Origin of the sequence: Kurthia huakuii LAM0618 (genome assembly GCF_000505545.1) — a bacterium.
Taxonomy (GTDB): domain Bacteria; phylum Bacillota; class Bacilli; order Bacillales_A; family Planococcaceae; genus Kurthia; species Kurthia huakuii.
In genome coordinates this window covers 665,218-689,415 of sequence record NZ_AYTB01000008.1, presented here as the reverse complement: position 1 = coordinate 689,415, position 24,198 = coordinate 665,218, and the positions used below count along the sequence as shown (strand labels likewise).

Here is a 24,198-nt window from a genome sequence, read left to right as displayed (position 1 = left end):
TACAATGAATGGAGATAGAACGGAGGAATTAGTGTGTTAGGTTTTATTTATTTACTGGTGGCGTTGACGTTTTTAAAATTGACGTACGATACGTCAAAATGGACAGCGCAAGATGAAGGGGACGAGAAAAACGCGATTCATCGTGGACAATCATCCTTTGTCGCGGTGCTAATGGTAACATTACGTTTTATGCCGCTAGATATTCGTAAAAAAGTAATGATGGCTGTTTTTGCTGTTATTACGCTAGTCTTTTTTGTGTTATTTTGGCGCGCCTTTTAATAAGAAACAGCAAGCATTTGGTCATAAACCAAATGCTTTTTTTGTGCGCAAAAATCTAGTTGACGGAAAAAATATTCGGTGCACGCTGAATAATACGTATAAATAGGCTATTTAAAACCTAATAAATGGTAAAAAACGATATTTTCATTGAAAATGATAATGATTTTCAATTAGATATTTACTTTTCGGAAATACGCTTGTTAAACTGGGTCATAACTTATAGAAAAAGGGGTTATTAGACATGTACAACAAATTATTTGTAGCACCACTTGCATTATCAATCGCATTAGCAGCAGTAGCACCAACAATGGCACAAGCTGAGGAAGCGGTAGCAGTTAGTGACACAGTTGAAGCAACAACGACTGTATCATTTGATCTTTGGTATAAAGGTGCTGTAAACGACACGTACACAGGAATGTTCGGTGCGGCAACTGTAACGCCAGTAGGAAATCAATATGAAGTGACATTAGAAGTTCCACAAATGTTGACGACATTTAATGTCAATGGTGTAACGCCCGAAACAGTAGCGGAAACAGCAACGTTTAAAACGGTGAAATTCACAACAGCTTCTGTTACCGAGCGTTTGCCAATTACGATTGGTTATACAGTGAATGGTTATACAGGGAGCCATGATATGGAACTAGCATTAAACTACAATGTAGGTGGAGGAGTGGTAACACCGCCAGTGACAGAAACGCCTGAGGCAACACAACCAATAGCCGTATCACCTATCATTTCCTACAAAGGCGTACCAACCGCATCATACAATACGAATTTTCAACAGGTGTCGTATGTAAAAGATGGCGATGGCTATAAAGTAATGATGGACATCGCAAAAATTTTAACGACGTTTAAAGTGAATGGCGCGGATGTGACACCAACGGATAACGGCGAGACAAATCAAGTAACGTTCAACGTCCAAGATTTAAACAACACCGCTATTACAATTGGCTACAATGTAGGTGGTTATGCGGCGACACATGATTTTATATTTGATTTCACACCATCAAAAACGGAAATTCAGCCAGCTTGGGAACAAGCAATTAAAGCGATCACGACAACACCAATTACATCAGCTGCGGAATTAAAAGTCGCGGCCGCACAAATCGCGACAATTAATGGGGTAATCGCAGCAGCACAAGCGTCGTTATCAGAAGCGGACGCGGCAGCTTTTGTCGCACCAGAAACATACACAAAGCAAGTCGCAGCAATCGCCGCCTATAAAACACCATTTGTGACAGCGGCAACGGACGCCTTTAGTAAATTAAGCTTTACTGAGGCAGGCTCGATTACGACAGAGGCACAATTAGCGACGGCAACAGCACAAGTAGCAGCAGCACAAGCAGCCATTACAAATGCGCTAGCTGCAGGTTTAACTGAGCGTGCCGATTTAGCGGGATTAGCTGGCTATGCTAATGTAACAGCACAAAAGGCAGTAGTGGAAGTTGGTGTGAAAGCTCCAGTAGAAAAGGCTCAAACAGTCCGTACATTAACAGGTAAAGTGAGCAATGTAAAAGGTGCGGAGGATATCGTAAAAGTATATGGCCTGCAAAAAGGCGATACCATTCGTCTTTATAATGCAACAGGGAAAGTGCTTAAAACAGCAACAGCAACAGGCGCATACTTACGCGTTGCGAATGTAAGCTTAGGCAAGGCTGCTAGTAAACTATTTGTCACAGCGCAAGCAAGCGATGAAAAAGAATCAGTGAAAAAAGCCATTTCATTCAAAGCAGAGCCGGTCGCAAAAGCCATTACAAAAACGCAAATTCACGTGAAAAACAACAAAGGACAAGCGGATATTGTAACTGTGAAAGGGACGGCGCACGGGCAAAAAATTCGCGTTTATAACGAAGCAGGAAAATCATTAAAAACGGTCACTGCAACAGGAAAAACGACAAAAATTAGCATCAAACAATTAGGGAAAGCAGCCGGTAAAATTTCAGTGGCACGTATTCAAGCTGGCAAGCATATGAGTGCGAAAACAACGGTGAAATTTTCAAAAGAACAACACTAGCTTTTAAAGGAGTGATATAGATGAACAAGTGGACAAAAATTTGTTTAGCGGCGCTGCTCAGCGGATCAGCAGGAGCCTCGGCGACACTTACAGTAGCGCCTATGTTAGCGCAAGCAGCAATAGAAGCTGGTAGCTATACGGTACAACTAGCACCTTATTATAACGGGAATATTTCAAAAAATATGCAGAGCAATATGAATGCGACGGCGCAACTTGACGTGAAAAATGGCGTTGAAACAGTGACGATTTCATTAGTAAATGCGACGAGTTATAAGGATGTGAAAGATGCAAATGGCCATGATATTCCATTAAAACGTCATGCAGATGGTACAGCGACGATGACCGTAAGTGGTACAAATATCGTGAAAAATGGCGTTTACGCGAAGTTCCATATTGTTGTTCCAGAAATTAATTATGATCACGACTACGATATTCACTTGAAATTTGATGCGGCATCGCTTATTTCAACAGCAGCACCAACGACGCAGTGTATATTGTCGGGAACAGCAATAAATCGCGTCGCAAAAAAGGATACGATAACGGTCAAAGGGGTGCAAAAAGGGGATACGGTGCGCCTCTATAACGGAGGAGCTGTGCTTAAAACGATGACGGCAACATCCAAAACCGCTACGTTCACTGTAAAGCAGCTTGGCAAAAAGGCCGGGGAAATCATGGTCACAGCACAAGCAACCGGCGAGCAGGAATCAGCGAAAGTGCGCATCGCCTTTAAAGCAGAGCTTGTTAGTGCAAAAATCGCCGCAACGAATGTCACGATTACGAATAAAAAAGGTAAAGCACATGATAAAGTCGTTGTGAAAGAGCTTAAAAAAGGTGATGTTGTGAAATTTTACGATTCACTTGGCAATGGTCTAGGGCGCGTAACTGCGACAACTTCTACGGCGACGTTTAAACCGAAGTCTTTAAAGGCAACTGGCAGTAAATTAATTATGACGCGCACCGAGGTAGGCAAAAATCCGAGTGCGAAAGTTGCGAAACGCTATAACGCTGAAAAATAATAAAGAGAGTCGCCCGAAACGCTTTAGGGACGGCTCTTTTTTTGCTACACTTACGAATAGATTGATTATTTAGAAAAAGGGGTTTTGAATATGAAAGCAGTCTATGTAAAGCAGCAACAAGTGCATGTAGGGGAGCTTGAACAGCCAACAATCGGTGCGACAGATGTGCTCGTGCGCATTAAGGCAGCGGGACTCAATCGTCGTGATTTATATACACCCAATCGCCTAGCACCCGATGCTGCACCACTTATTTTAGGGAGTGATGCAGCCGGTGTTATTGAGGCGATTGGTAATGCAGTTACACGCGTACAGGTTGGAGATGAGGTCATCGTCAATCCATCGCTTCGTTGGTACGATGAAAGCGCCGTGCCACCTGATGATTTTGAAATTTTAAGCTTGCCGGATCATGGCACATTTGCTGAGTTTTTAGCGATTTCAGAGCAGCAAGTGGAGGCTAAGCCTGCGCATTTGTCGTTTGTTGAAGCGGCGACAATCGGTATTGCTCCACTGACGGGCTACCGCGCTGTCGTGACAAAAGGGCAAGTTAAGGCCGGCGATACGGTGTTTATTCCAGGTGCGGGCAGTGGCGTTGCAACGTTTATGATTCCGTTTGCGAAAAGCTTAGGTGCGCGCGTCATTGTGTCATCGCGTGCGGCTGAAAAACGCGAGGCCGCACGTAAGTTAGGTGCGGATATCGTATTAGATAATGATGCGGATTGGCCACAGGAGTTAGCAAATGAAACGATTGATACGGTCATTGAAAGCGTTGGTCGCGCGACATTTAATCGCTCGCTGGCCGTATTGAAGCGTGGTGGTACGATGGTCGTTTTTGGTGCGACAACAGAAGATATCGTCGACTTTGATTTGCGCGCTTTCTTTTATGCGCAGCAAACGCTAAAGGGCAGTACATTAGGAAGTCGCGAAGAATTTCGTGCGATGCTGCAAATGCTTGAACAGCAAGACTTCCACCCGGTTGTTGACCGCACGTATTCACTAGACGAAGCGGCAGATGCGCTTAAATATTTAGAAATCAACGAACAATTTGGTAAACTAGTATTTGAAGTGAACAACTAGGGGGCAAATGGAGTGACAGTTCGATTACTAGCAATTGATGTGGATGGGACGCTCGCCAATTCAAAGGGTATTGTGACAGAACGTACACGACAAGTACTACATGAGGCGGTAGCACGCGGTCTTTACGTCGTAATTTCAACAGGACGCAGTCGAAGTTTTTTACAATGTGTGTCGGATCAAGTAGCGCTTGAGCAGCCACTCATTTGTAATAATGGCGCGGAAATTTGGAAAAATGGTCAGGAATTATTGGCACAGCGTTTTATGCCGCTTGCAACAGCGCAAGACATTCTTCATATTTTTCAAAAGCATCGTATTCAACATATGTGGGGCAATTGCATTGAAGGGGATTTTTCGCCGGAAATGTTCCACACAACGTTAAAAAATCCACCGATGAAGCTTGGTGCTTATTTTGACAACCGCGCGCAACTAGCGGCCGTAAAAACCGAAATAAATGCGTTGCCTGATATTGAAATTACGAGTTCAGATGACTTGAATATAGAAGTGATGAAATACGGTACGTCAAAGGCACATGGGCTTGCGCAATTAGTCGCCGAATTAAATATTTCGTTAGACGACGTCATGTGTTTTGGCGATAGCTATAATGATATGGAAATGTTTGAAGCGAGCGGTCAAGCAGTCGCAATGGGCAATGCGACCGATGATTTAAAAGCGAAGGCGACGTATATTACGGCAACGAATGACGAAGATGGTGTCGCACAAGCAATCGAGCAATATGTTTTTGCGGTGCAACAACCGATTGTCTAAAATACGTGAGAAGATGTTCTGAAATAATAGGGACATCTTCTTTTTTCGTGTATACTATTTAAAGGACTACAAACTAAAGGCGGTAAAAACATGAAATATATTGAATCAAACCAAAACTCACTTGTGAAGTATTGGAAAAAATTGGCGACGACACGGAAAGAACGCGATAAATCAGGCGAATTCCTCGTTGAAGGCTTTCATTTAGTCGAAGAAGCGTTAAAACATACAGAAGTGTTACATTTAATCATTCGTGAAGGTGTAGCGATTCCGGTGTCTTGGAATCTTGATAACATCTTCTTAATTGAAGTATCCGAAGCAATTGCGAAAGAATTATCGGAAACTGAGCATTCACAAGGTATTTTTGCGCAGTGTAAGCAAAAAGAAGTAGACGATGCGGCGCAAGCAGGTTGGACACGTCTATTATTAATTGACGCAGTACAAGATCCGGGGAATATCGGTACGATGATTCGTACAGCCGATGCGGCGGGTATTGATGCGGTTGTCTTAGGAAAAGGTTCAGCGGATCCGTACAATCCAAAAACGGTGCGTTCAACACAAGGCTCGATTTTCCACATTCCGGTTGTGCGCGGCGATTTACATGACTGGGTAGCAGATTTAAAAGAGCGTAATGTGCCTGTATACGGTACAGCGCTTGAAAATTCAGTTGTCTATAACGAAGTAGAAAAAGAAGGAAAATTCGCGTTGATTATGGGCAACGAAGGTAGCGGCATTGATTCATCATTACTTGCACAAACAGATGCCAATGTCATTATTCCAATCAAAGGCGCTGCTGAATCGTTAAATGTAGCAGTGGCAACAGGCATCGCACTTTACCATTTTGCGCTGTAACAACACTTGAAGTTGTGACGCGAGTTGTTTATAATGGATGGGAATCATAAAAGAAATGCATTGACCGGGAAAAGTATAAAAAGAGGACTATTAGGGACGCCGCGCCGTAGACTGCAAGCGAGGCGAGTATCCACTTTTTAGAAGTTCACCCCGCTAGCAGCCACCGGGACCAGCGTATGCTGTAAAGGTAGGCCGGCAGATGAGCCGTTAATTCAAATGAGTGACTGTTTCGGCAGTAACTAGGGTGGTAACGCGAATTTTAACCTCGTCCCTTTTTGGGGGCGGGGTTTTTCTTTTTTTACTGCGATTGAATGATACGAAAACGAGCAATGCATCGGGGTTTAGAGCCCTACACTTGGAAGGAGGAGCAAAAAAATGCAAGAGCAATTAGCACAATTAAAAGCAGAAGTACTTGAAAAAATCGCTGCTGCACAAGACTTGAAACAATTAAATGATGTCCGCGTTGCCTACTTAGGTAAAAAGGGACCAATCACTGATTTATTAAAAGGAATGGGAAAACTCCCACAAGAAGAACGTCCAAAAATGGGTGCGTTAGTAAATGAAACGCGCGCGCACGTTCAAGACGTGTTAGATGCGCGTAAAGTAGAGCTTGAAGCGGCGGCATTAGATGCACAACTAGCATCTGAAACAATCGACGTGACATTACCAGGTCGCACGGTAAAAGTGGGGAACCATCACCCATTAACACGCATTATCGAAGAAATTGAAGATTTATTTATCGGTATGGGTTACTCGGTAGAAGAAGGTCCAGAAGTCGAAAAAGATTATTACAACTTTGAAGCATTAAATCTTCCAAAAGGTCACCCAGCGCGTGATATGCAAGATACATTCTACATTTCAGAAGAAATCTTAATGCGTACACATACATCGCCGGTACAAGCGCGTACAATGGAAAAAGCACAAGGGAAACCAATTCGCATTATTTGCCCAGGGAAAGTATTCCGTCGTGACAATGATGACGCGACACACTCACATCAATTCAACCAAATCGAAGGCTTAGTTGTCGGTGAAGATATCGCAATGAGCGACTTAAAAGGAACGCTTGATTTATTCGCGAAAAAAATGTTCGGCGAGGATCGTGAAATTCGCTTACGCCCAAGCTACTTCCCATTCACAGAGCCATCTGTTGAAATGGATATTTCATGCTTCAAATGCGGCGGCGAAGGCTGTAACGTATGTAAAGGCACAGGCTGGATTGAAATTTTAGGTGCAGGTATGGTTCACCCGAACGTACTTGAAATGGCTGGCTATGACCCGAAAAAAGTGACTGGTTTCGCATTTGGTATGGGACCAGAACGTATTGCAATGCTGAAATATGGTGTGGATGATATTCGTCACTTCTATACAAATGACGTGCGTTTCTTAGAACAATTCCACCGCGCAGAAGATTAGGAGGAGGACGAAACAATGTTAGTATCATTAAAATGGTTATCTCAATATGTTGACATCAGTGGCTTAGAGCCGGAAGAATTAGCGGAAAAAATTACGCGTTCAGGCATCGAAGTAGAGGCAGTCAACCACTTATCAAAAGGGCTTAAAAAATTACAAATCGGTCAAATCAAAGAAGCGACACCGCATCCTGATTCAGACCATTTAAATATTTGCCAAGTAGATTTTGGCGAAGAAGAGTTAGCACAAATCGTTTGTGGTGCACCGAACGTAGCGGTCGGTCAAAAAATCGTTGCCGTTCGTCCAAATGGTTATGTTGGCGGCAAAAAAATTAAAAAAGGTAAACTTCGCGGTACGGTATCAATGGGCATGATTTGTTCATTACAAGAATTAGGTATCGACGGTAAAGTAGTACCAAAAGCGTATGCTGACGGCATTTATGTCGTATCAGATGACGTTCCTGTAGGCGCAGACGCCATCGAAGTATTAGGTCTTGATGATGTTGTGCTTGAATTGGGCTTAACACCAAACCGTGCAGATGCCATGTCTATGTTAGGTGTGGCGTATGAAGTAGCAGCGATTTTAGACCAAGAAATCAAACTACCTGATACGACACATGCAACAACGGCTGAAAAAGCAGCAGATGTTATGAGCGTCTCAGTTGAAGATACGACACTTAACCCAATGTATGCTGCGAAAGTTGTGAAAAATGTTAAAGTGGCAGAATCACCATTATGGTTACAACAATATTTAATGGTTTCTGGCATTCGGCCATTAAACAACATCGTCGATATTACAAACTATATTCTATTAGAATATGGCCAACCACTTCACGCGTTTGACTACGATCAATTAGCAACAGGTGAAATCGTTGTACGCTTAGCTAAAGAAGGCGAAGCTATCACAACATTAGATGAAAAAGAGCGCACATTAAAAGCGACAAACTTAGTGATTACAAACGGTAAAAAACCAGTTGCTGTTGCCGGTGTTATGGGCGGCTTTGATTCAGAAGTAACCGATGCGACAACAACGGTTGTTATCGAATCAGCGTACTTCGATGGCTTATCAGTACGTTACACATCCAAAGACCTTGGCCTACGCAGTGAAGCATCGGCTCGTTTTGAAAAAGGTATCGATCCAAACCGCGTATTACCAGCAGCAGAACGTGCGGCACAATTAATGGCAGAACTTGCTGGTGGCGACGTCTTAGAAGGTACGGTTACGGTTGATGAATTAGACAAAGAACCAGCGCGCGTTGTTGTGTCACCAGACTTCATTAACAACCGTTTAGGTATGAAAATTTCATTAAATGAAATGGTGTCGATTTTAAAACGTTTACGCTTTGATGTAGAGCCAGCGAATGGTTTATTAATCATCGATGCACCGACGCGTCGTCAAGATATTAAAATCGAAGAAGATATCGTCGAAGAAATCGCTCGTTTATACGGCTATGACGAAATCCCAACTACTTTACCGGTTGCTGAAACGGTACCAGGTCGCTTAAACCGCAATCAACAAGTGCGCCGCACAATCCGTCACCAATTAGAAGAAGCGGGTCTGTATCAAGCACTAACATACTCATTAACATCTGATGCATTAGCACAAAAATATGCCTTAGAAACAGCGCCAACAACACGCTTGTTAATGCCAATGAGTGAAGAGCGCAGCACATTACGTCAATCAGTCTTACCACATTTAATTGAATCACTTGTGTACAACACGTCTCGTCAAGCTGACGCGGTGGCGTTATATGAAATCGGCTCTGTATTCTTAGGTCAAACAGCAGAAGGCCTACCATTAGAGCGTGAACATGTTGCACTTGCGATGACAGGCAAATGGGTAGAAAATGCTTGGCAAGGTGAGCACAAACAAGTTGATTTCTTCGTGTTAAAAGGTGCGCTTGAAGCATTATTCGCCAAATTAAACGTAGCAGAGCGCATCACGTACGTAGCAGCAAAAGTTGATGGTATGCACCCAGGCCGTACTGCAGACATCTTATTAGATGGCGAACGTATCGGTTTCTTAGGTCAATTACATCCACAAGAGCAAAAAAACCTTGGCGTAAAAGATACATTTGCAGCAGAGTTCAACTTAGCACAAGTACTTGCAGCGGAAATCGCGCCGTTACAATATGTTGCTGTTCCTCGCTTCCCATCTATTTCTCGCGATATCGCGTTAGTAGTTGAGCGCGCAACAACAGCGGCTTCATTAGAAGCAATCATTACAGCGGCTGGCGGTAAATTATTGAAAGCTGTCCACGTATTTGACGTCTATGAAGGCGAACATATGGAAGCTGGCAAAAAATCAATCGCCTTTAGCTTAACGTACTTCGATCCGGAACGTACATTAACAGATGAAGATGTAACAGCAGCACATGATAATGTTGTAGCAGCATTACAAGAGCAAGGTGCAACATTACGTTAATAGCATAACGTGAATAAAGACAGGAATCGCTTCGGCGGTTCCTGTTTTTTTGTAGTTTGGAAGATGCTGTTTTTAAAAAAAGGAAATAAAGGTTTAGAAAATACAATATATGTGTAAATAATTGTAATATAACAACTAAAATTTGAGCGTCGAATGGACTAAAAATAATTTTTGTATAGATATTAATAGAATAAATCTTCTAAATATATAGATAATTCGGATATTTATGTTATTGAAAAAATTAGTGTCAAAGATTTAGTGAAATCAGATGAAGTACGTAAAAACCCGGTAACACTTGGCGCCTTCGTTGTTGATAAAGTAGTCAACGGCGAATCTGTCCAAATGGTGGCCAACAAAAACTACTTCCGTGGGGAGCCAAAATTAGACAAAGTCGTCATCGAAATCGTGCCATCATCATCTGCAGCAGCAGCGATGAAAGCCGGTAAATACGACATTTTAGAAAGCTATCCAGCAAACCAATACGCCGATGTAAAAGATTTGAAAAATACACAAGTACTTGGCCGTCCAGAATTAGCTTACTCATATCTTGGCTTCAAAATGGGGAAATGGGATTCTAAAAAAGGCGAAGTGGTTGTCAATCCAGAGGCGAAAATGGGCGATGTAAAATTGCGCCAAGCAATGTCTTATGCATTGAATATTGAAGAAGTAGCAAAAGCGTATTATGATGGCTTACGCGAACGTGGAAATTCATTAATTCCACCTGTATTCGCGTCTTATTATGATAAGTCATTAGCTGGTTTCAACTACGATCCAGAAAAAGCAAAATCATTGTTGAAAGAAGCGGGCTATGAAGATAAAGACGGCGATGGTTTCGTCGAAGATCCAAATGGCAAAGCATTCACGGTGAAGTTAGCAACGATGGCTGGTTCCGATAAAGATGACAAAATCACCCAATTCTACATCCAAAACTGGAAAGATGTTGGGGTGAAAGTAGAACTGACAACAGGTCGTCCAATCGAATTTAATAGCTTCTACGATAAAGTACAAGCTGATGATAAGGACATCGATATGTTTATGGCCGCATGGGGCACAGGTACAAACCCATCGCCAATCGGTTTATTTTCAAAAAATGCACAATTTAACTATAGTCGTTATACAACGCCTGAGTTAGAAAAATTATTAGCAGATATCGATTCGAAAGAGTCATTAGATGCAGCACACCGCGGTGAAGCGTTTAAAGCATGGCAACAATATATGTTTGAACAAGCCGTAACGGTGCCAATGTATTTCCGTACAGAAATCTTCCCGGTTAATAATCGTGTGAAAGGGTATTCAATTAACTATTTAGACGGTATTGACAAACATTATCAAGATATCGAATTAACGGCAGATACACCTGCAAAATAAGATTTAAAATACAAAAAAAGGGGAATGGTCCAGAGCGGGCCATTCCTCTTTTCTGTCGTTAAATCATGCGGTTTTTAGCGGCGATGCGCGATGCTTTTGTCGTGTTTGCGAAATGCCATTTTGTGACCGAATGGAGCGCTTCTTCACCTTGTGATAATAAGATATTTGCAGCGACTTGGTCGACGATGGCACTAGCGCCTTTTGGCAACTCAACGCCGATTTCATTTGATAGTTGGTCCATTGCTGACAAAAAGGCGAAGCGCGCAATAATCGATGCGGCCGCCACTGATAAATGCAGTTGTTCCGCTTTTGTAGCGAATAACACGCGGTCGCGCACGATATCTTTTTCTTCTTGAATGTGGCGGTAATACGTGTCGCGTTCTTCAAATTGGTCGATTAAAATATAGTCTGGTTTTGTTGGCTCAATTTTTGATAACACGTGGCGCAATGCTTGGTTATGTAACAGCGCCTTAATTTTGCCTTGTGACCAGCCTTGTTCTTTTACTTTGTTGTATTTATCGTTGTGCAATGTCAGGACGCTATAAGGCACGGCTTCCATAATTGCCGGTGCGATATCACGCATTTTGGCATCGGTTAACATCTTCGAATCCTTGACGCCTAACGTTTGGAGTAATGCCATTTTTTCTTCGGGTACATACGCTGCAGCGACCGTAATCGGACCAAAATAATCGCCAGTGCCTGTTTCATCGGAACCAATCACATTGAGGCTCGCAAAATTTTCAGGGAGCTTATCGCCTTTTGATGACGTCGTAGTAGTAGGTGCTTCAAATTCGCCGAAGCGTGTTGCTTCTTGCTCGGCCTCTGCTCCTTGGAACATGACTTTTCCAGACGTATACGATGTAATGGTTGCGTGCGCTGTTTTCGCCATAAAGATAGCACCAGGTGCGTTCGTTGGAACGGCTTGTGCATCATAATAAGCATGAACTTTTTGTTGATCTGCGCTAGATAATTTTAAAACGATTGTAGACATAATTTCTCGTCCTTTCTTTTAGTAGATTATTCACATGATATTCAATTTCATGGTATTATTAGAAATAGGATTTAAAAGGAGGGAACGGGCATTGTCAGAGCAACGCTTAAATCGTATTTCTGTAAATATTTATGGACAAACCTATAACATGGTGGGAACGGAATCGCCAAGTCATATGAGGCATGTGGCAAGCACTGTTGATGAACAAATGCGCGGTATTCGCAACGCCAGCCCTTCTTTAGATATTGCCAAACTCGCCGTTTTGACAGCGGTAAATGCCGTCAATGATTCGATGAAATATAAGCAACGCATCGATGAATTAGAAGCACAACTCAAAAAATTAAAGGATGACGTGAATGATTGATTTAATCATTATTATATTACTAATTGCAGGTGTGCTCACAGGCGTCGGTCGCGGCGTACTGTATCAGCTTGTTAACTTAGTAGGACTTATCGTGGCGCTTATTTTAGCGCTTATCAGCTATCAAGCATTAGCTGAAAAATTTGTCATGTACGTACCATACCCAACTGTTAGCGATGAAACAGCGCTGAAGTTTGGCATGGACGGTGTAGACTTGATGCAAACATTTTATAATATTTTGGCGTTTGTCGTTATTTTCTTTATCGTCAAATTTATCTTTAAATTGATTGCTTCATTGTTTAACTTTGTGCAGTATGTGCCAGTGCTTGGTGGCTTCAACCGTCTTCTAGGTGGTTTACTAGGCTTTATCCAAGTGTACGTGATGTTATTCTTCGTACTTTACATTTTGGCGCTATTACCTGTAGAAAGTATTCAGAACTTCATTGACAGTTCTATTTTAACAAACTTAATACTTAAATATACACCACTCATTTCGACAATGTTCCAACAATTGTGGTTCGTTTATACGAAATAATAACAAAAAGCGGGCGCCTACTGTTGTGGGCGCTCGTTTTTTCTTACAAGGAGATGCAGATGATGAACAAAAAGAAAATCATTAACACGCTTGAAACGATTGCGATTTATTTAGAATTAAAAGGAGAAAATCCATTTAAAATTGCGGCGTTTCGTAAGGCTGCTGCGGCGCTTGAAAATGACCCGCGAAGCATCGAAGAAATCGATGATGTGACGAAAATTAAAGGCATTGGTAAAGGGACATCAGCAGTCATTCACGATTTATTACAAACAGGTGAATCAAGTGATTTAGTGTCATTAAAAGCGGACGTACCAGCCGGCTTACCGCCATTATTAAAAATCCCAGGGCTCGGTGGCAAAAAGATTGCAAAGTTGTATAAGGAATTAGGTATTGATTCGGCAACTAGCTTAAAGGAAGCATGTGAGTCTGGAAAAGTGAGTGAACTTGCTGGTTTCGGTAAAAAAACAGTTGAAAAACTTTTAAAAGAACTTGAAACATTTGGCAAGCGTTCGGAGCGCCATCCGGTATGGCAGCTAGAGGAAAACGTGCGGGACATCAATGAGCTGTTAGCAGACATCGCTGAAATTACACGCTTTTCTGTTGCGGGTTCATTCCGCCGCGTCACCGAAACGAGTAAAGATATCGATTTTATTATTGCTTCGGCAGAGCCATTAATCGTCAAAGAAAAATTATTAGCTACACTGCCATATGAAGAAATTATCGCAGCCGGTGAGACGAAAATTTCCGTTGTTTTAGCAGGGGATGATGCTGCAAATGCTGATTTTCGCATTGTGAGCGATGCAGAATACCCGACAGCACTGCACCATTTTACCGGTTCAAAAGAACATAATGTACGCATGCGCCAAATCGCAAAAGAGCGCGGCGAAAAGATTAGTGAGTACGGTGTCGAACAAGCGGACGGTTCTGTGTTAACATTTGACACAGAGCAAGCTTTTTTCAATCATTTTGCGTTGCCATTTATTCCACCAACATTGCGTACTGGTCACGCGGAGTTTGAGCGCCACGCCGAGATTCCAAAGCTCGTGACGCTAGCAGATATTCGCAGTGATTTACATATGCATACGACTTGGTCGGACGGGGCGCATAGCGTTCGTGAAATGGGCGAGGCGTTGATTGCACGCGGCTATGATTATGGCGTAATTACCGACCACTCGCACTATTTAAGAGTGGCAAATGGCTTGACACCGGAACGATTAGAGCAGCAAAAACAAGAGATTTATGCCTTTAATCATGCGCACCCTGAGTTCCAGTTGTTACGCGGTACAGAGATGGATATTTTACCGGATGGTTCGCTCGATTTTAGCGATGACGTGATGGCGAGCTTAGATTTTGTCATTGCATCGATTCACTCCAGTTTCTCACAACCACAGGCGCAAATTATGGAGCGCTTGCATAATGCGCTGAAAAATCCACATGTCGATATGATTGCACATCCAACAGGACGCGTCATCCATCAACGTGATGGCTATAACCCCGATGTAGCGCAGCTGATTGCATGGGCGAAAGAATATGGTAAAATTTTAGAGTTGAATGCCAATCCGTACCGCTTTGATTTATGTGTGGCGCATTTAGAAATGGCCGCAGAAGCGGGCGTACCGGTTGCGATTAATACCGATGCCCATGCGACCGAGCAGCTACGCTATATGGATATCGGGACAAAGTATGCACAAAAAGCATGGCTTTATAAGGACATGATTGTCAACACATGGAGCTTTGAGCAGTTCATGGCGTTTTTAAATAACAAGTAGGAGGCGTTTTGAATGATCGCCGAGCGCGCATTGAAAACACTAGAGTTTGATAAAGTACGTGAGCAAGTAGCAAGTTTTGCGACGTGTTCACTTGGACAAGAAGGGTTAGCGAAGTTAGCACCCGAAACAGAGCTAGAAGCAGTACAAGGCTTACTAGCAGAAATGGATGAAGCATTATCGATTTTACGCTTAAAAGGGAGCGTGCCAATGGGCGGTATTTTTGACGTTCGCCCACATGCACGCCGAGCGCAAATTGGTGGGATGCTGAGTCCAAAAGAATTAATGGAAATTTCAAGTACGATTCGTGCAAGCCGCATTTTCCGCGAATTTATCGACAATGTTGTCGCGGACGATGAAGTCGCGATTCCATTATTTGAAGCAAAAAAAGAAGATTTGCCGATTTTAACAGGTTTACAGCACGAAATTAATAGCTGCATTGATGACAATGCCAAAGTAATGGATTCGGCGAGTCAAGCACTGCGCGGTATCCGAACGCAACTGCGTACACAAGAAGGCCGCGTACGCGATCGTTTAGCGAGCTTAACGCGTGGGAGCGCTGCTGCGAAAATGCTGTCGGATTCGATTATTACGATTCGTAACGACCGCTTCGTAATCCCAGTAAAAGCTGAGTATCGCAGTCATTATGGTGGCGTCATTCATGACCAATCTGCATCAGGTCAAACATTGTACATTGAGCCAGATGCCGTTGTACAAGCAAACAATGAAATTCAAGGCTTAAAAGTAAAAGAAAAAGCAGAAGTAGACCGCATTTTAATGGCGCTATCTGCACAAGTACAAGAAGTGGCGCATAGTTTATTTGTGCTCGTTCAAATTTTAGGCGCGATTGACGTCGTATTAGCGAAAGCAAAATATGGTCAAGCACATAAATGTACGATGCCAAAAATGAATGACCGCGGCTATATGAAGCTGACGAAAGCACGCCACCCATTACTCGATATCGATATGGCTGTAGCGAATGATATCGAGTTTGGCGATGATGTGACGGCCATCGTCATTACCGGCCCCAACACAGGTGGTAAAACCGTAACATTAAAAACAATTGGTTTGTGTACATTAATGGCGCAGGCAGGGTTACCAGTACCAGCGCTTGATGGCTCGGAACTGGCAGTGTTTACGCAACTATTTGCAGATATTGGCGATGAGCAATCAATCGAACAAAGCTTATCAACGTTCTCCAGCCATATGGTCAACATCGTCGATATTTTACATGAATTTGACCATGAATCACTCGTATTATTCGATGAATTAGGCGCAGGGACGGACCCGCAAGAAGGGGCAGCACTAGCGATTTCTATTTTAGATGAAGTACATGGTCGTGGCGCACGTGTTATGGCGACAACGCACTATCCTGAATTAAAGGCATACGGGTATAACCGCCCAGGGGTTATTAATGCGAGTATGGAATTTAATGTCGATACGCTAAGCCCAACATACCGTTTATTAATCGGTGTACCAGGGCGTTCAAATGCCTTTGAGATTTCACAACGTCTAGGGTTACCGGCGCATATTATCGATACGGCGAAATCTTACACAGGTACTGAAACACATGAAGTAGAATCGATGATTGCGTCACTTGAAGCGTCGCGTATTCAAGCGGAAAAAGATGCTGAAGAATCTGCTCGTTTAGTAGCAGAAGCGAATGTGTTGCGTGCAGATTTAGATAACAAGATGGCGGAATATGAGGCGACGAAAGACGAGTTAACGCAAAAAGCGAAAGAAAAAGCGCGTAAAATCGTTGATGAAGCAAAACGTGAAGCGGAAGATGTTATCGATGAATTGCACAAAATGCAACACCGCGCGAACGAAGCGGTGAAAGAGCATGAAATTATCGATGCTAGAAAACGCTTAGATGAAGCAACTCCAGCGCAAGAAAATCGCGTGCTGAAAAAGCAACGCCAACTGAATGCGCGCGCCCAAGAACTACAAGTCGGCGATGAAGTAAAAGTGTTGAGCTATGGCCAACGCGGTACATTACTTAAAAAAGATAAATCTGGTGAATGGGTCGTTCAAATCGGTATTTTAAAAATGAAATTACCAGAAGATGACTTACAATATATTAAACCTGAAAAAGTAAACGATACGGTCAATGTGTCGAATGTGCGCAATCGTAGTCAGGCAGTCAAACTAGAATTAGATTTGCGCGGCGAACGTTACGAGGACGCCATGCATCGTACTGAAAAGTATTTAGACGATGCGCTACTATCGAATTATCACCAAGTTTCAATCATTCATGGTAAAGGAACGGGTGCTTTACGCGAAGGAATTCAGCAATTACTAAAACGCCATCCACGCGTGAAAAGCTATCACTTTGGCAATGCCAATGAAGGTGGCTACGGCGTCACGGTTGTAGAATTTAAATAGAGAGGATGGATGCTCATGGACGCATTTTGGCAACACCCAGTTGTACAAATGACGGGCTATTATACGGTTGTGTTACTGTGTTTGCTCGTTGCAATGGCGATGTTTGAAGTCGTCACGCGCTATAAAAACTGGGAAGAGATTCAAAAGGGCAATATCGCCGTAGCGCTTGCGACCGGCGGGAAGATTATTGGGATTTGTAATGTCTTTCGTTATTCAATTGAGCACCATGCCACATTACTCGCAACGATTGGCTGGGGCATGTTTGGCTTTGTGTTGTTAATCGTTGCGTATTTATTATTTGAATTTGTTACACCACGATTAGATGTCGATAAGGAAATTGCGAAAGGCAATAAGGCTGTTGGCTTTATTTCATTTGCGATTTCGCTAGGGTTGTCATTTGTGATCGGTTCGACGATTCCTTAATGGCAAAAAGAGGTTGCGCTTATGGCAGCCTCTTTTTTAATGCGCTAACGGCGTAGGAGCTCTCAGAAATCACTTATGAGCTCGAATAGCGTGTTTCCGGTACAACATATATTTAAATATGCGACAGCATTATGTGAATAAGCCTGTAAAAATGCTAACAATTTGTTCATAACCTCTTTTTTCACAAATGATTAGCATATGACTGGCGATAGTTACAAAACAATCGTAACGAGCGTTGTATAAAATGGGACAAAAAATGCCCGTTAGAAGTTATTTTTGGCTGTTTTTTCAATGAAAATCGCCCTGTTCAACACAAGCCAATGAGACGAGCATAGCAGCGTGTCGCATTTTGTATTTTGAAAAATAAATGACACGTGCGTCGAAAAAACGAATTTTTTTGTGCTGAAAATGCCCGTTAGAAACGAAAAAAGGGGCATTTTGAAATCCTAACGGGCAAAATAGCGAAAATCGAGTTCTTAAAAATAATAATGATTTGAGAAATAATGCGTAAATAAAAATTTTTGTTGACAGCATATGCACGATGTTTACTAAACGACCATTTTTAACTATGTGAATAGGCTATAGTTGTCACTTATTCTCAACTATGTTGTATCCAAAACACGCTACTCGAGCTCATGAGCGATTTCTGACAGCTAGATTAGTTTCGCGCATTTATTAATACATGTGACATGTGCTCGTAGCAAATGGCTGATGGCACAATAGCGAGCTCGTATTGGCATGTCACATCGTAGCAGATTTTAATAACTAAATCGAAATTGATGATTCTGCTTCGGTTACTTATTTTCTCGAAAAAACAAAAAAATGAGCGACTATTCATTGAAAGTTCTTGCGGCGTCCGATATACTAAAAGTAAGTTTTTAACTTATTATTGCAAAGGGGTGTTTGCAAGTGACTGAGAAACTTTGGCTGAAAAGTTATCCGAAAGAAGTTCCAACATCACTCGATTATCGGGAGATACCGCTGCAACAATATTTAACAGAAGTAGCAGAAAAGACACCGGATGACGTCGCGATTTATTTTATGGGCAAAGAAGTTCGTTTCAAAGAGTTACAGCAATATGCGTATAAATTTGCAAATTATCTTCAAAAGTTAGGGCTTCAAAAAGGTGATCGTATAGCGATTATGCTACCGAATACACCACAAGCAGTTATTAGTTTTTTTGGTGCGATGTATGCAGGTTGTACCGTTGTCATGACCAATCCACTTTATACGGAGCGAGAAGTAGCGTACCAATTAAAAGATTCTGGTGCTAAATTAATCGTGACGCTCGATATTTTGTATCCGCGTATTATGAAAGCGTGGAATGAGACGGAGTTGGAGCATATTGTTGTGACCGGCATAAAAGATTTCTTGCCATTCCCAAAAAACGTTGTCTATCCATTTATGCAGAAAAAGGAATATGGTTTCAAAGTATCGGTTGAGCATCATGGGGTCAATCATTTGTTTACAGAAATTTTGCGTACAACGCCTGAAACAGCGCCTGCATTAGATGAAGCGTTTGATTTTAATCATGATTTAGCGTTGTTGCAATATACAGGTGGTACAACAGGTTTTCCAAAAGGTGTCATGTTGACCCACCGTAATATTGTCTCGAATGTGCAAGCTTGTGCGATGTGGACGACAGATTATCGCGTTCCAGAACAAGAGCGTGAGCAAGATATTGTGCTTGGCGTATTACCGTTTTTCCATGTGTATGGCATGACGACCGTACTCGCATTAAGCGTGATGAAAGGGCTGAAAATGCTCTTAGTACCAAAATTTGATGCGACGGAAATGCTGAAAACAATCGACAAGCAAAAACCGACACTCTTCCCGGGAGCACCAACGATTTATATTGGTATTTTAAATCACCCAGAGCTTGAGAAATATGACTTATCATCGATTAAAGCTTGTATTAGTGGCTCGGCGCCGTTACCGGTCGAGGTACAGGAGCAATTCGAAAAAGTAACAGGTGGTAAATTAGTAGAAGGCTATGGCCTAACAGAAACGTCGCCAGTCACACATGGGAACTTTTTATGGACGGACCAGCGCGTAAAAGGCTCTATTGGGGTACCGTGGCCAGATACAGATGCAGCGATTATGGATACAATAACAATGACCGAGCTACCTATTGGTGAAGTAGGAGAAATCTGCATTAAAGGGCCACAAGTAATGAAAGGTTACTGGAATCGTCCGGAAGAAACTGCACAAACATTACGCGATGGTTGGCTATTAACTGGCGATATGGGGTATATGAACGAGCATGGTTATTTCTTTGTAGTAGACCGTAAAAAAGATATTATTATCGCAGGGGGCTACAACATTTATCCACGCGAAGTTGAAGAAGTGTTATATGAACATGAGGCAATTCAAGAATGTGTCGTTATCGGCGTGCCAGATGCATATCGCGGCGAGACGGTAAAAGCATTTATCGTCTTAAAAGAAGGCGCGACTGTTAGTGAGGACGACTTAAATCGCTATTGCCGTCAAAGTTTAGCGGCGTATAAAGTACCGCGTATTTATGAGTTTAGAGAAGAGTTACCAAAGACGGCGGTAGGGAAGATTTTACGTCGCCAATTAATTGATGAAGAAAAGCAAAAAGAAAATGATTACCTTGCTTGACAAAACTTACCAGAAGCATTTATTATAAAGGTGTGAATGAATAACCATTCATTTTTTGGATATGGTGGTGATACAAAGTGAGGAAAGAAAAGCCGAAGTATAAGCAAATTATCGATGCTGCAGTGATTGTCATTGCAGAAAACGGCTATCATCAAGCACAAGTTTCAAAAATCGCGAAGCAAGCCGGCGTTGCAGATGGCACCATTTATTTATACTTTAAAAATAAAGAAGATATTTTAATTTCTGTTTTTGAAGATAAGATGGCTGTTTTTATTAACCGCTTACAAATGATTGTACGACGCAATGAAGCAGCTTCCGAGAAACTGTATAAGATGATTGAAAGTCACTTTAACGTACAAACGGATAACAAACACCTTGGAATCGTGACACAACTAGAATTACGCCAATCCAATATCGAAGTTCGCGTGAAAATAAATGCCATTTTAAAAGGATATCTCGAGTTGATCGATGACATTTTACAAGAGGGTGTTGAAGCAGGTGAATTTAGAACGGATATGGACATTCGTTTGGCGAGACAATGCATTTTTGGCACCATTGATGAAGTAACGACTTCATGGGTGATGAAAGACCAGAAATTTGATTTACTCGCACTAGCACCCAAAGTATATGAGTTATTGCTGAATGGTATTAAGTCATAATTTAGAGACTGGGTTATGCTCGGCCTCTTACATATAGGAGGGAATTAGCGAATGAGCTTTCTACAACTATCGAAAGAAGGCGCTGTAGCAGTCATTACGATTAATCGTCCACCGGCGAATGCAATGAGCTATGCGCTTATCGTCGAACTTGACGGTTTATTTGATAAAATTGCGGCCGATTCAGAAACACGTGTTGTCGTCATTCACGGTGAAGGCCGATTTTTCTCAGCTGGCGCAGACATTAAAGAGTTTACGCAAGTTGAAACGGAAAAACAAATGCATGATCAGACAATGACTGTGCATGAAATTTTCAGAAAAATCGAAACTTTCGAGAAACCCGTTATCGCGGCCATTCATGGTGCAGCGCTAGGTGGTGGATTAGAGTTAGCTATGAGCTGCCATATCCGATATGTCGCGTCCAACGCCAAGCTTGGGCTTCCTGAGCTGAATCTTGGATTAATTCCAGGATACGGTGGTACGCAACGACTGCCAAGCCACGTTGGTCTTGCCAAAGCAGCAGAGATGATGTTTACGGCCGAACCATTAACAGGTGAGGAAGCTGTACAGTGGGGTTTAGCTAACGCGCATTTTCCAGAGGAGGAATTGAAAGTAAGCGTACTTCAAAAAGCGCATAACATTGCCGAAAAAAGTCCGCTTGCATTAAAATCAGCAATCGACCTACTACGTTTAGGCGATGCGCCGAATCTAAAGGAAACATTAGAAGCGGAAGCACAACACTTTGCAGCATGCTTTAAAACACAAGATGCAAAAGAAGGCATCACAGCGTTTGTAGAAAAACGCAAGCCAGTATTTGAGGGAAAATAGATAATACACATAGGGAGGTTTACGATTATGAACATCTTTGTATTAGTAAAAAGAACTTTTGATACGGAAGAAAAAATCGTTATTAACGGAGGTAAAATTCAAGAGGACGGTGCTGAATTCATCATCAACCCGTACGACGAATATGCTATCGAAGAAGCGATTAACATCCGCGACGCTGAGGGCGGCGAAGTAACTGTTGTGACAATCGGAAACGAAGAGTCAGAAAAACAACTTCGCACAGCTTTAGCAATGGGCGCAGATAAAGCCGTATTAATTAACGCTGAAGAAGATTTAGATGATTTAGACCAATATACAATCTCTGCCATTTTAGCAGAATACCTAAAAGATAAAGAAGCAGACTTAATCCTAGGCGGTAACGTTGCAATTGACGGCGGCTCAGGTCAAGTAGCTCCACGTTTAGCAGAATTATTAGGCATCAACTATGTAACGACTATTACTTCTCTTGAAATCAATGGCGGTAAAGCAAATATCGTACGCGACGTTGAAGGGGATTCAGAAGAAATCGAAACATCACTACCTCTACTAATCACAGCACAACAAGGCTTAAACGAGCCACGTTACCCTTCTTTACAAGGGATTATGAAGGCGAAGAAAAAGCCGCTTGAAGAATTAGAGTTAGATGATTTAGACATCGATGAAGACGATGTAGAACCAAAAACAAACGTTGTGGAAATTTTCCTTCCACCAACAAAAGCAGCAGGTCGCGTACTTGAAGGTGAATTACCAGCTCAAGTAAAAGAATTAGTATCATTACTACATTCTGAAGCGAAAGTTATTTAATACATCCTAAGTAAACAAATTGATGGGAGGATTTACAATGTCAAAAAAAGTAGTTGTTTTAGCAGAAGCACGTGAAGGCGCGTTACGAAATGTATCATTTGAAGCAATCGCAGCAGGTAAAACGATCTCTGGCGGCGGCGAAGTCGTTGCAGCATTATTCGGCCAATCAGTAGGTGACTTAGCAGGTGAGCTATTCGCTTATGGTGCTGACCGCGTAGTTACAGTGGAGCATCCACACTTACAACATTATACTTCTGATGGTTATGGTCAAGCGCTTAACGCGGTAATCGACCAAGAAGGCCCAGAAGCAATCGTGTTTGGTCACACAGCACTTGGTAAAGATTTATCACCAAAAGTTGCGGCAAAATTAGAAGCAGGTCTTATTTCAGACGTAACAAAAATCGAAGGACAAGGCGATGGCGTACAATTCATCCGCCCAATCTACTCGGGTAAAGCGTTTGAAAAAGTGGCATCTCAAAGCTCTCCACTATTAGTATCTGTACGTCCGAACAACATCGAGCCTCTTGAAAAAGATGCATCGAAAGCGGGCTCTGCTGAAGCACTATCAGTAGATATTACAAACTTACGCACAATCGTGAAAAACGTTGTACGTAAATCAACAGAAGGTGTAGACCTTTCAGAGGCGAAAGTAATCGTTTCTGGTGGTCGTGGCGTAAAGAGCTCAGAAGGTTTCGAACCATTAAAAGAGCTTGCGAACCTTCTTGGCGGTGCAGTTGGCGCTTCTCGTGGTGCATGTGATGCAGAATATTGTGATTACTCACTACAAATCGGCCAAACAGGTAAAGTTGTAACACCGGATCTTTATATCGCTGCAGGTATTTCTGGTGCTATCCAACATTTAGCTGGTATGTCGAACTCAAAAGTCATTGTTGCAATTAACAAAGACCCAGAAGCAAACATCTTCAACGTAGCGGACTACGGCATCGTAGGCGACTTATTTGAAGTAGTACCTCTTCTAATCGAAGAAGTAAAAGCGCTTCAAGTAAACGTTTAATCAAAACTTTCCGAGGAATCGCTAGTAGGCGGTTCCTCGTTTCTATTTACATAGTTTGTCATATTTCTTAGGAAATCTGTCTTGTATAGAAGAGATATCAGAAGAATCATGCGCTAGATTATACAGATATATCTTTATATCAAGCAAAATAGTCGCGAGCACCTGCGAAATGTGCTAAACTTTCGGTAATGAGAACTAAGGAGGCTATATAACAATGGCAATTAAACATGCAACAGACGCGTCATTCCATGGCGATATTGAAAAAGGTTTAGTATTAGTAGATTTCTGGGCAACTTGGTGTGGACCATGTAAAATGATCGCGCCAGTTCTTGAAGAACTAGCACCTGAAATCGAAGGCAAAGCAGAAATCGTAAAAGTTGACGTTGACCAAAACCAACAAACAGCTGCAGAATTCGGCATCATGTCAATTCCTACACTAGTACTATTCAAAGACGGCGAATTAGTAGATAAAGTTGTTGGTTACCAACCAAAAGAAGCTTTAGCTGAATTCGTATCAAAACACGCTTAATCAAGCACAAATCATAGATGAAAACGGGAACTATACTTCGGTGTAGCTCCCGTTTTTTTGTGAACGCCTGTTCGATTTTGTATAATG

At 42.2% G+C, this 24,198-nt stretch carries 21 protein-coding genes and 1 other annotated feature; of the genes, 20 read left to right on the top strand and 1 reads right to left on the bottom strand.

The window, feature by feature from the left end; genetic code table 11:
• Positions 1-33: 33 nt before the first annotated feature.
• From V514_RS0107805 to V514_RS0107765, 9 genes are all read left to right on the top strand, one after another.
• A complete protein-coding gene (locus tag V514_RS0107805; protein WP_029499414.1) occupies positions 34-279 on the top strand; it encodes a hypothetical protein in 246 nt (81 codons plus the stop codon).
• A gap of 241 nt (positions 280-520) precedes the next feature.
• Positions 521-2,293, top strand: a complete 1,773-nt coding sequence (locus tag V514_RS0107800; RefSeq protein ID WP_029499413.1) for a hypothetical protein — start codon at positions 521-523, stop codon at positions 2,291-2,293.
• A 20-nt stretch (positions 2,294-2,313) separates the two neighbouring features.
• Positions 2,314-3,309: an NEAT domain-containing protein gene (locus tag V514_RS0107795; RefSeq protein ID WP_029499411.1), complete on the top strand. Its 996-nt coding sequence runs from the start codon at positions 2,314-2,316 to the stop codon at positions 3,307-3,309.
• Positions 3,310-3,399: 90 nt separating this feature from the next.
• Complete coding sequence (locus V514_RS0107790; RefSeq protein ID WP_029499410.1) at positions 3,400-4,383, top strand: zinc-binding dehydrogenase; 984 nt, start codon at positions 3,400-3,402, stop codon at positions 4,381-4,383.
• Between the two features lie 12 nt (positions 4,384-4,395).
• On the top strand, positions 4,396-5,148 hold the full coding sequence (locus tag V514_RS0107785) for a Cof-type HAD-IIB family hydrolase (protein ID WP_029499408.1): 753 nt from the start codon (positions 4,396-4,398) through the stop codon (positions 5,146-5,148).
• Positions 5,149-5,238: 90 nt separating this feature from the next.
• Positions 5,239-5,997: a TrmH family RNA methyltransferase gene (locus V514_RS0107780; protein WP_029499407.1), complete on the top strand. Its 759-nt coding sequence runs from the start codon at positions 5,239-5,241 to the stop codon at positions 5,995-5,997.
• A gap of 51 nt (positions 5,998-6,048) precedes the next feature.
• Positions 6,049-6,273, top strand: a binding site (T-box leader).
• A gap of 99 nt (positions 6,274-6,372) precedes the next feature.
• The gene (gene pheS / locus V514_RS0107775) at positions 6,373-7,410 is read left to right on the top strand and encodes a phenylalanine--tRNA ligase subunit alpha (protein ID WP_029499406.1); all 1,038 of its coding nucleotides are present in this window, start codon (positions 6,373-6,375) and stop codon (positions 7,408-7,410) included.
• A gap of 15 nt (positions 7,411-7,425) precedes the next feature.
• On the top strand, positions 7,426-9,831 hold the full coding sequence (gene pheT / locus V514_RS0107770) for a phenylalanine--tRNA ligase subunit beta (protein WP_029499405.1): 2,406 nt from the start codon (positions 7,426-7,428) through the stop codon (positions 9,829-9,831).
• Positions 9,832-10,038: 207 nt separating this feature from the next.
• Entirely contained in the window at positions 10,039-11,199 is a 1,161-nt protein-coding gene (locus V514_RS0107765) for an ABC transporter substrate-binding protein (protein WP_081715009.1), read from the top strand.
• A gap of 58 nt (positions 11,200-11,257) precedes the next feature.
• On the opposite strand, the gene rnhC is transcribed toward V514_RS0107765, so the two are convergent.
• Entirely contained in the window at positions 11,258-12,190 is a 933-nt protein-coding gene (gene rnhC, locus V514_RS0107760; RefSeq protein ID WP_029499403.1) for a ribonuclease HIII, read from the bottom strand.
• A 91-nt stretch (positions 12,191-12,281) separates the two neighbouring features.
• On the opposite strand from rnhC, the gene zapA reads away from it, so the two are divergent.
• From zapA to trxA, 11 genes are all read left to right on the top strand, one after another.
• On the top strand, positions 12,282-12,554 hold the full coding sequence (gene zapA / locus V514_RS0107755) for a cell division protein ZapA (protein WP_029499402.1): 273 nt from the start codon (positions 12,282-12,284) through the stop codon (positions 12,552-12,554).
• Complete coding sequence (locus V514_RS0107750) at positions 12,547-13,086, top strand: CvpA family protein (protein WP_029499401.1); 540 nt, start codon at positions 12,547-12,549, stop codon at positions 13,084-13,086. Before zapA ends, V514_RS0107750 begins: the two co-directional genes overlap by 8 nt.
• A 62-nt stretch (positions 13,087-13,148) precedes the next feature.
• Positions 13,149-14,855 (top strand): DNA polymerase/3'-5' exonuclease PolX, encoded by a 1,707-nt coding sequence (polX, locus tag V514_RS0107745; protein ID WP_029499400.1) that lies wholly within the window; start codon positions 13,149-13,151, stop codon positions 14,853-14,855.
• 12 nt (positions 14,856-14,867) lie between these two features.
• A complete protein-coding gene (locus tag V514_RS0107740; protein WP_029499398.1) occupies positions 14,868-17,237 on the top strand; it encodes an endonuclease MutS2 in 2,370 nt (789 codons plus the stop codon).
• Positions 17,238-17,246: 9 nt separating this feature from the next.
• Complete coding sequence (locus V514_RS0107735; protein WP_029499397.1) at positions 17,247-17,660, top strand: DUF350 domain-containing protein; 414 nt, start codon at positions 17,247-17,249, stop codon at positions 17,658-17,660.
• Between the two features lie 909 nt (positions 17,661-18,569).
• The gene (locus V514_RS0107730; RefSeq protein ID WP_029499395.1) at positions 18,570-20,282 is read left to right on the top strand and encodes a long-chain-fatty-acid--CoA ligase; all 1,713 of its coding nucleotides are present in this window, start codon (positions 18,570-18,572) and stop codon (positions 20,280-20,282) included.
• A 77-nt stretch (positions 20,283-20,359) separates the two neighbouring features.
• A complete protein-coding gene (locus V514_RS0107725; RefSeq protein WP_029499394.1) occupies positions 20,360-20,941 on the top strand; it encodes a TetR/AcrR family transcriptional regulator in 582 nt (193 codons plus the stop codon).
• 51 nt (positions 20,942-20,992) lie between these two features.
• Positions 20,993-21,766 (top strand): enoyl-CoA hydratase, encoded by a 774-nt coding sequence (locus tag V514_RS0107720; protein ID WP_029499393.1) that lies wholly within the window; start codon positions 20,993-20,995, stop codon positions 21,764-21,766.
• Between the two features lie 27 nt (positions 21,767-21,793).
• On the top strand, positions 21,794-22,567 hold the full coding sequence (locus tag V514_RS0107715; protein WP_029499392.1) for an electron transfer flavoprotein subunit beta/FixA family protein: 774 nt from the start codon (positions 21,794-21,796) through the stop codon (positions 22,565-22,567).
• A gap of 37 nt (positions 22,568-22,604) precedes the next feature.
• Positions 22,605-23,582 (top strand): electron transfer flavoprotein subunit alpha/FixB family protein, encoded by a 978-nt coding sequence (locus V514_RS0107710; RefSeq protein ID WP_029499390.1) that lies wholly within the window; start codon positions 22,605-22,607, stop codon positions 23,580-23,582.
• Between the two features lie 214 nt (positions 23,583-23,796).
• Positions 23,797-24,111, top strand: a complete 315-nt coding sequence (gene trxA, locus V514_RS0107705) for a thioredoxin (RefSeq protein WP_010288204.1) — start codon at positions 23,797-23,799, stop codon at positions 24,109-24,111.
• Positions 24,112-24,198: the final 87 nt, after the last annotated feature.

Excerpts from the sequence above, each read along its gene's own strand:
- V514_RS0107795 (WP_029499411.1), top strand. The coding sequence starts at position 2,314 with ATGAACAAGTGGACAAAAATTTGTTTAGCGGCGCTGCTCAGCGGATCA.
- rnhC (WP_029499403.1), bottom strand. The coding sequence starts at position 12,190 with ATGTCTACAATCGTTTTAAAATTATCTAGCGCAGATCAACAAAAAGTT.
- pheT (WP_029499405.1), top strand. The coding sequence starts at position 7,426 with ATGTTAGTATCATTAAAATGGTTATCTCAATATGTTGACATCAGTGGC.
- V514_RS0107780 (WP_029499407.1), top strand. The coding sequence starts at position 5,239 with ATGAAATATATTGAATCAAACCAAAACTCACTTGTGAAGTATTGGAAA.
- V514_RS0107800 (WP_029499413.1), top strand. The coding sequence starts at position 521 with ATGTACAACAAATTATTTGTAGCACCACTTGCATTATCAATCGCATTA.
- V514_RS0107720 (WP_029499393.1), top strand. The coding sequence starts at position 20,993 with ATGAGCTTTCTACAACTATCGAAAGAAGGCGCTGTAGCAGTCATTACG.
- V514_RS0107715 (WP_029499392.1), top strand. The coding sequence starts at position 21,794 with ATGAACATCTTTGTATTAGTAAAAAGAACTTTTGATACGGAAGAAAAA.
- V514_RS0107735 (WP_029499397.1), top strand. The coding sequence starts at position 17,247 with ATGCTCATGGACGCATTTTGGCAACACCCAGTTGTACAAATGACGGGC.
- V514_RS0107790 (WP_029499410.1), top strand. The coding sequence starts at position 3,400 with ATGAAAGCAGTCTATGTAAAGCAGCAACAAGTGCATGTAGGGGAGCTT.
- trxA (WP_010288204.1), top strand. The coding sequence starts at position 23,797 with ATGGCAATTAAACATGCAACAGACGCGTCATTCCATGGCGATATTGAA.
- V514_RS0107710 (WP_029499390.1), top strand. The coding sequence starts at position 22,605 with ATGTCAAAAAAAGTAGTTGTTTTAGCAGAAGCACGTGAAGGCGCGTTA.
- V514_RS0107740 (WP_029499398.1), top strand. The coding sequence starts at position 14,868 with ATGATCGCCGAGCGCGCATTGAAAACACTAGAGTTTGATAAAGTACGT.
- pheS (WP_029499406.1), top strand. The coding sequence starts at position 6,373 with ATGCAAGAGCAATTAGCACAATTAAAAGCAGAAGTACTTGAAAAAATC.
- polX (WP_029499400.1), top strand. The coding sequence starts at position 13,149 with ATGAACAAAAAGAAAATCATTAACACGCTTGAAACGATTGCGATTTAT.
- V514_RS0107750 (WP_029499401.1), top strand. The coding sequence starts at position 12,547 with ATGATTGATTTAATCATTATTATATTACTAATTGCAGGTGTGCTCACA.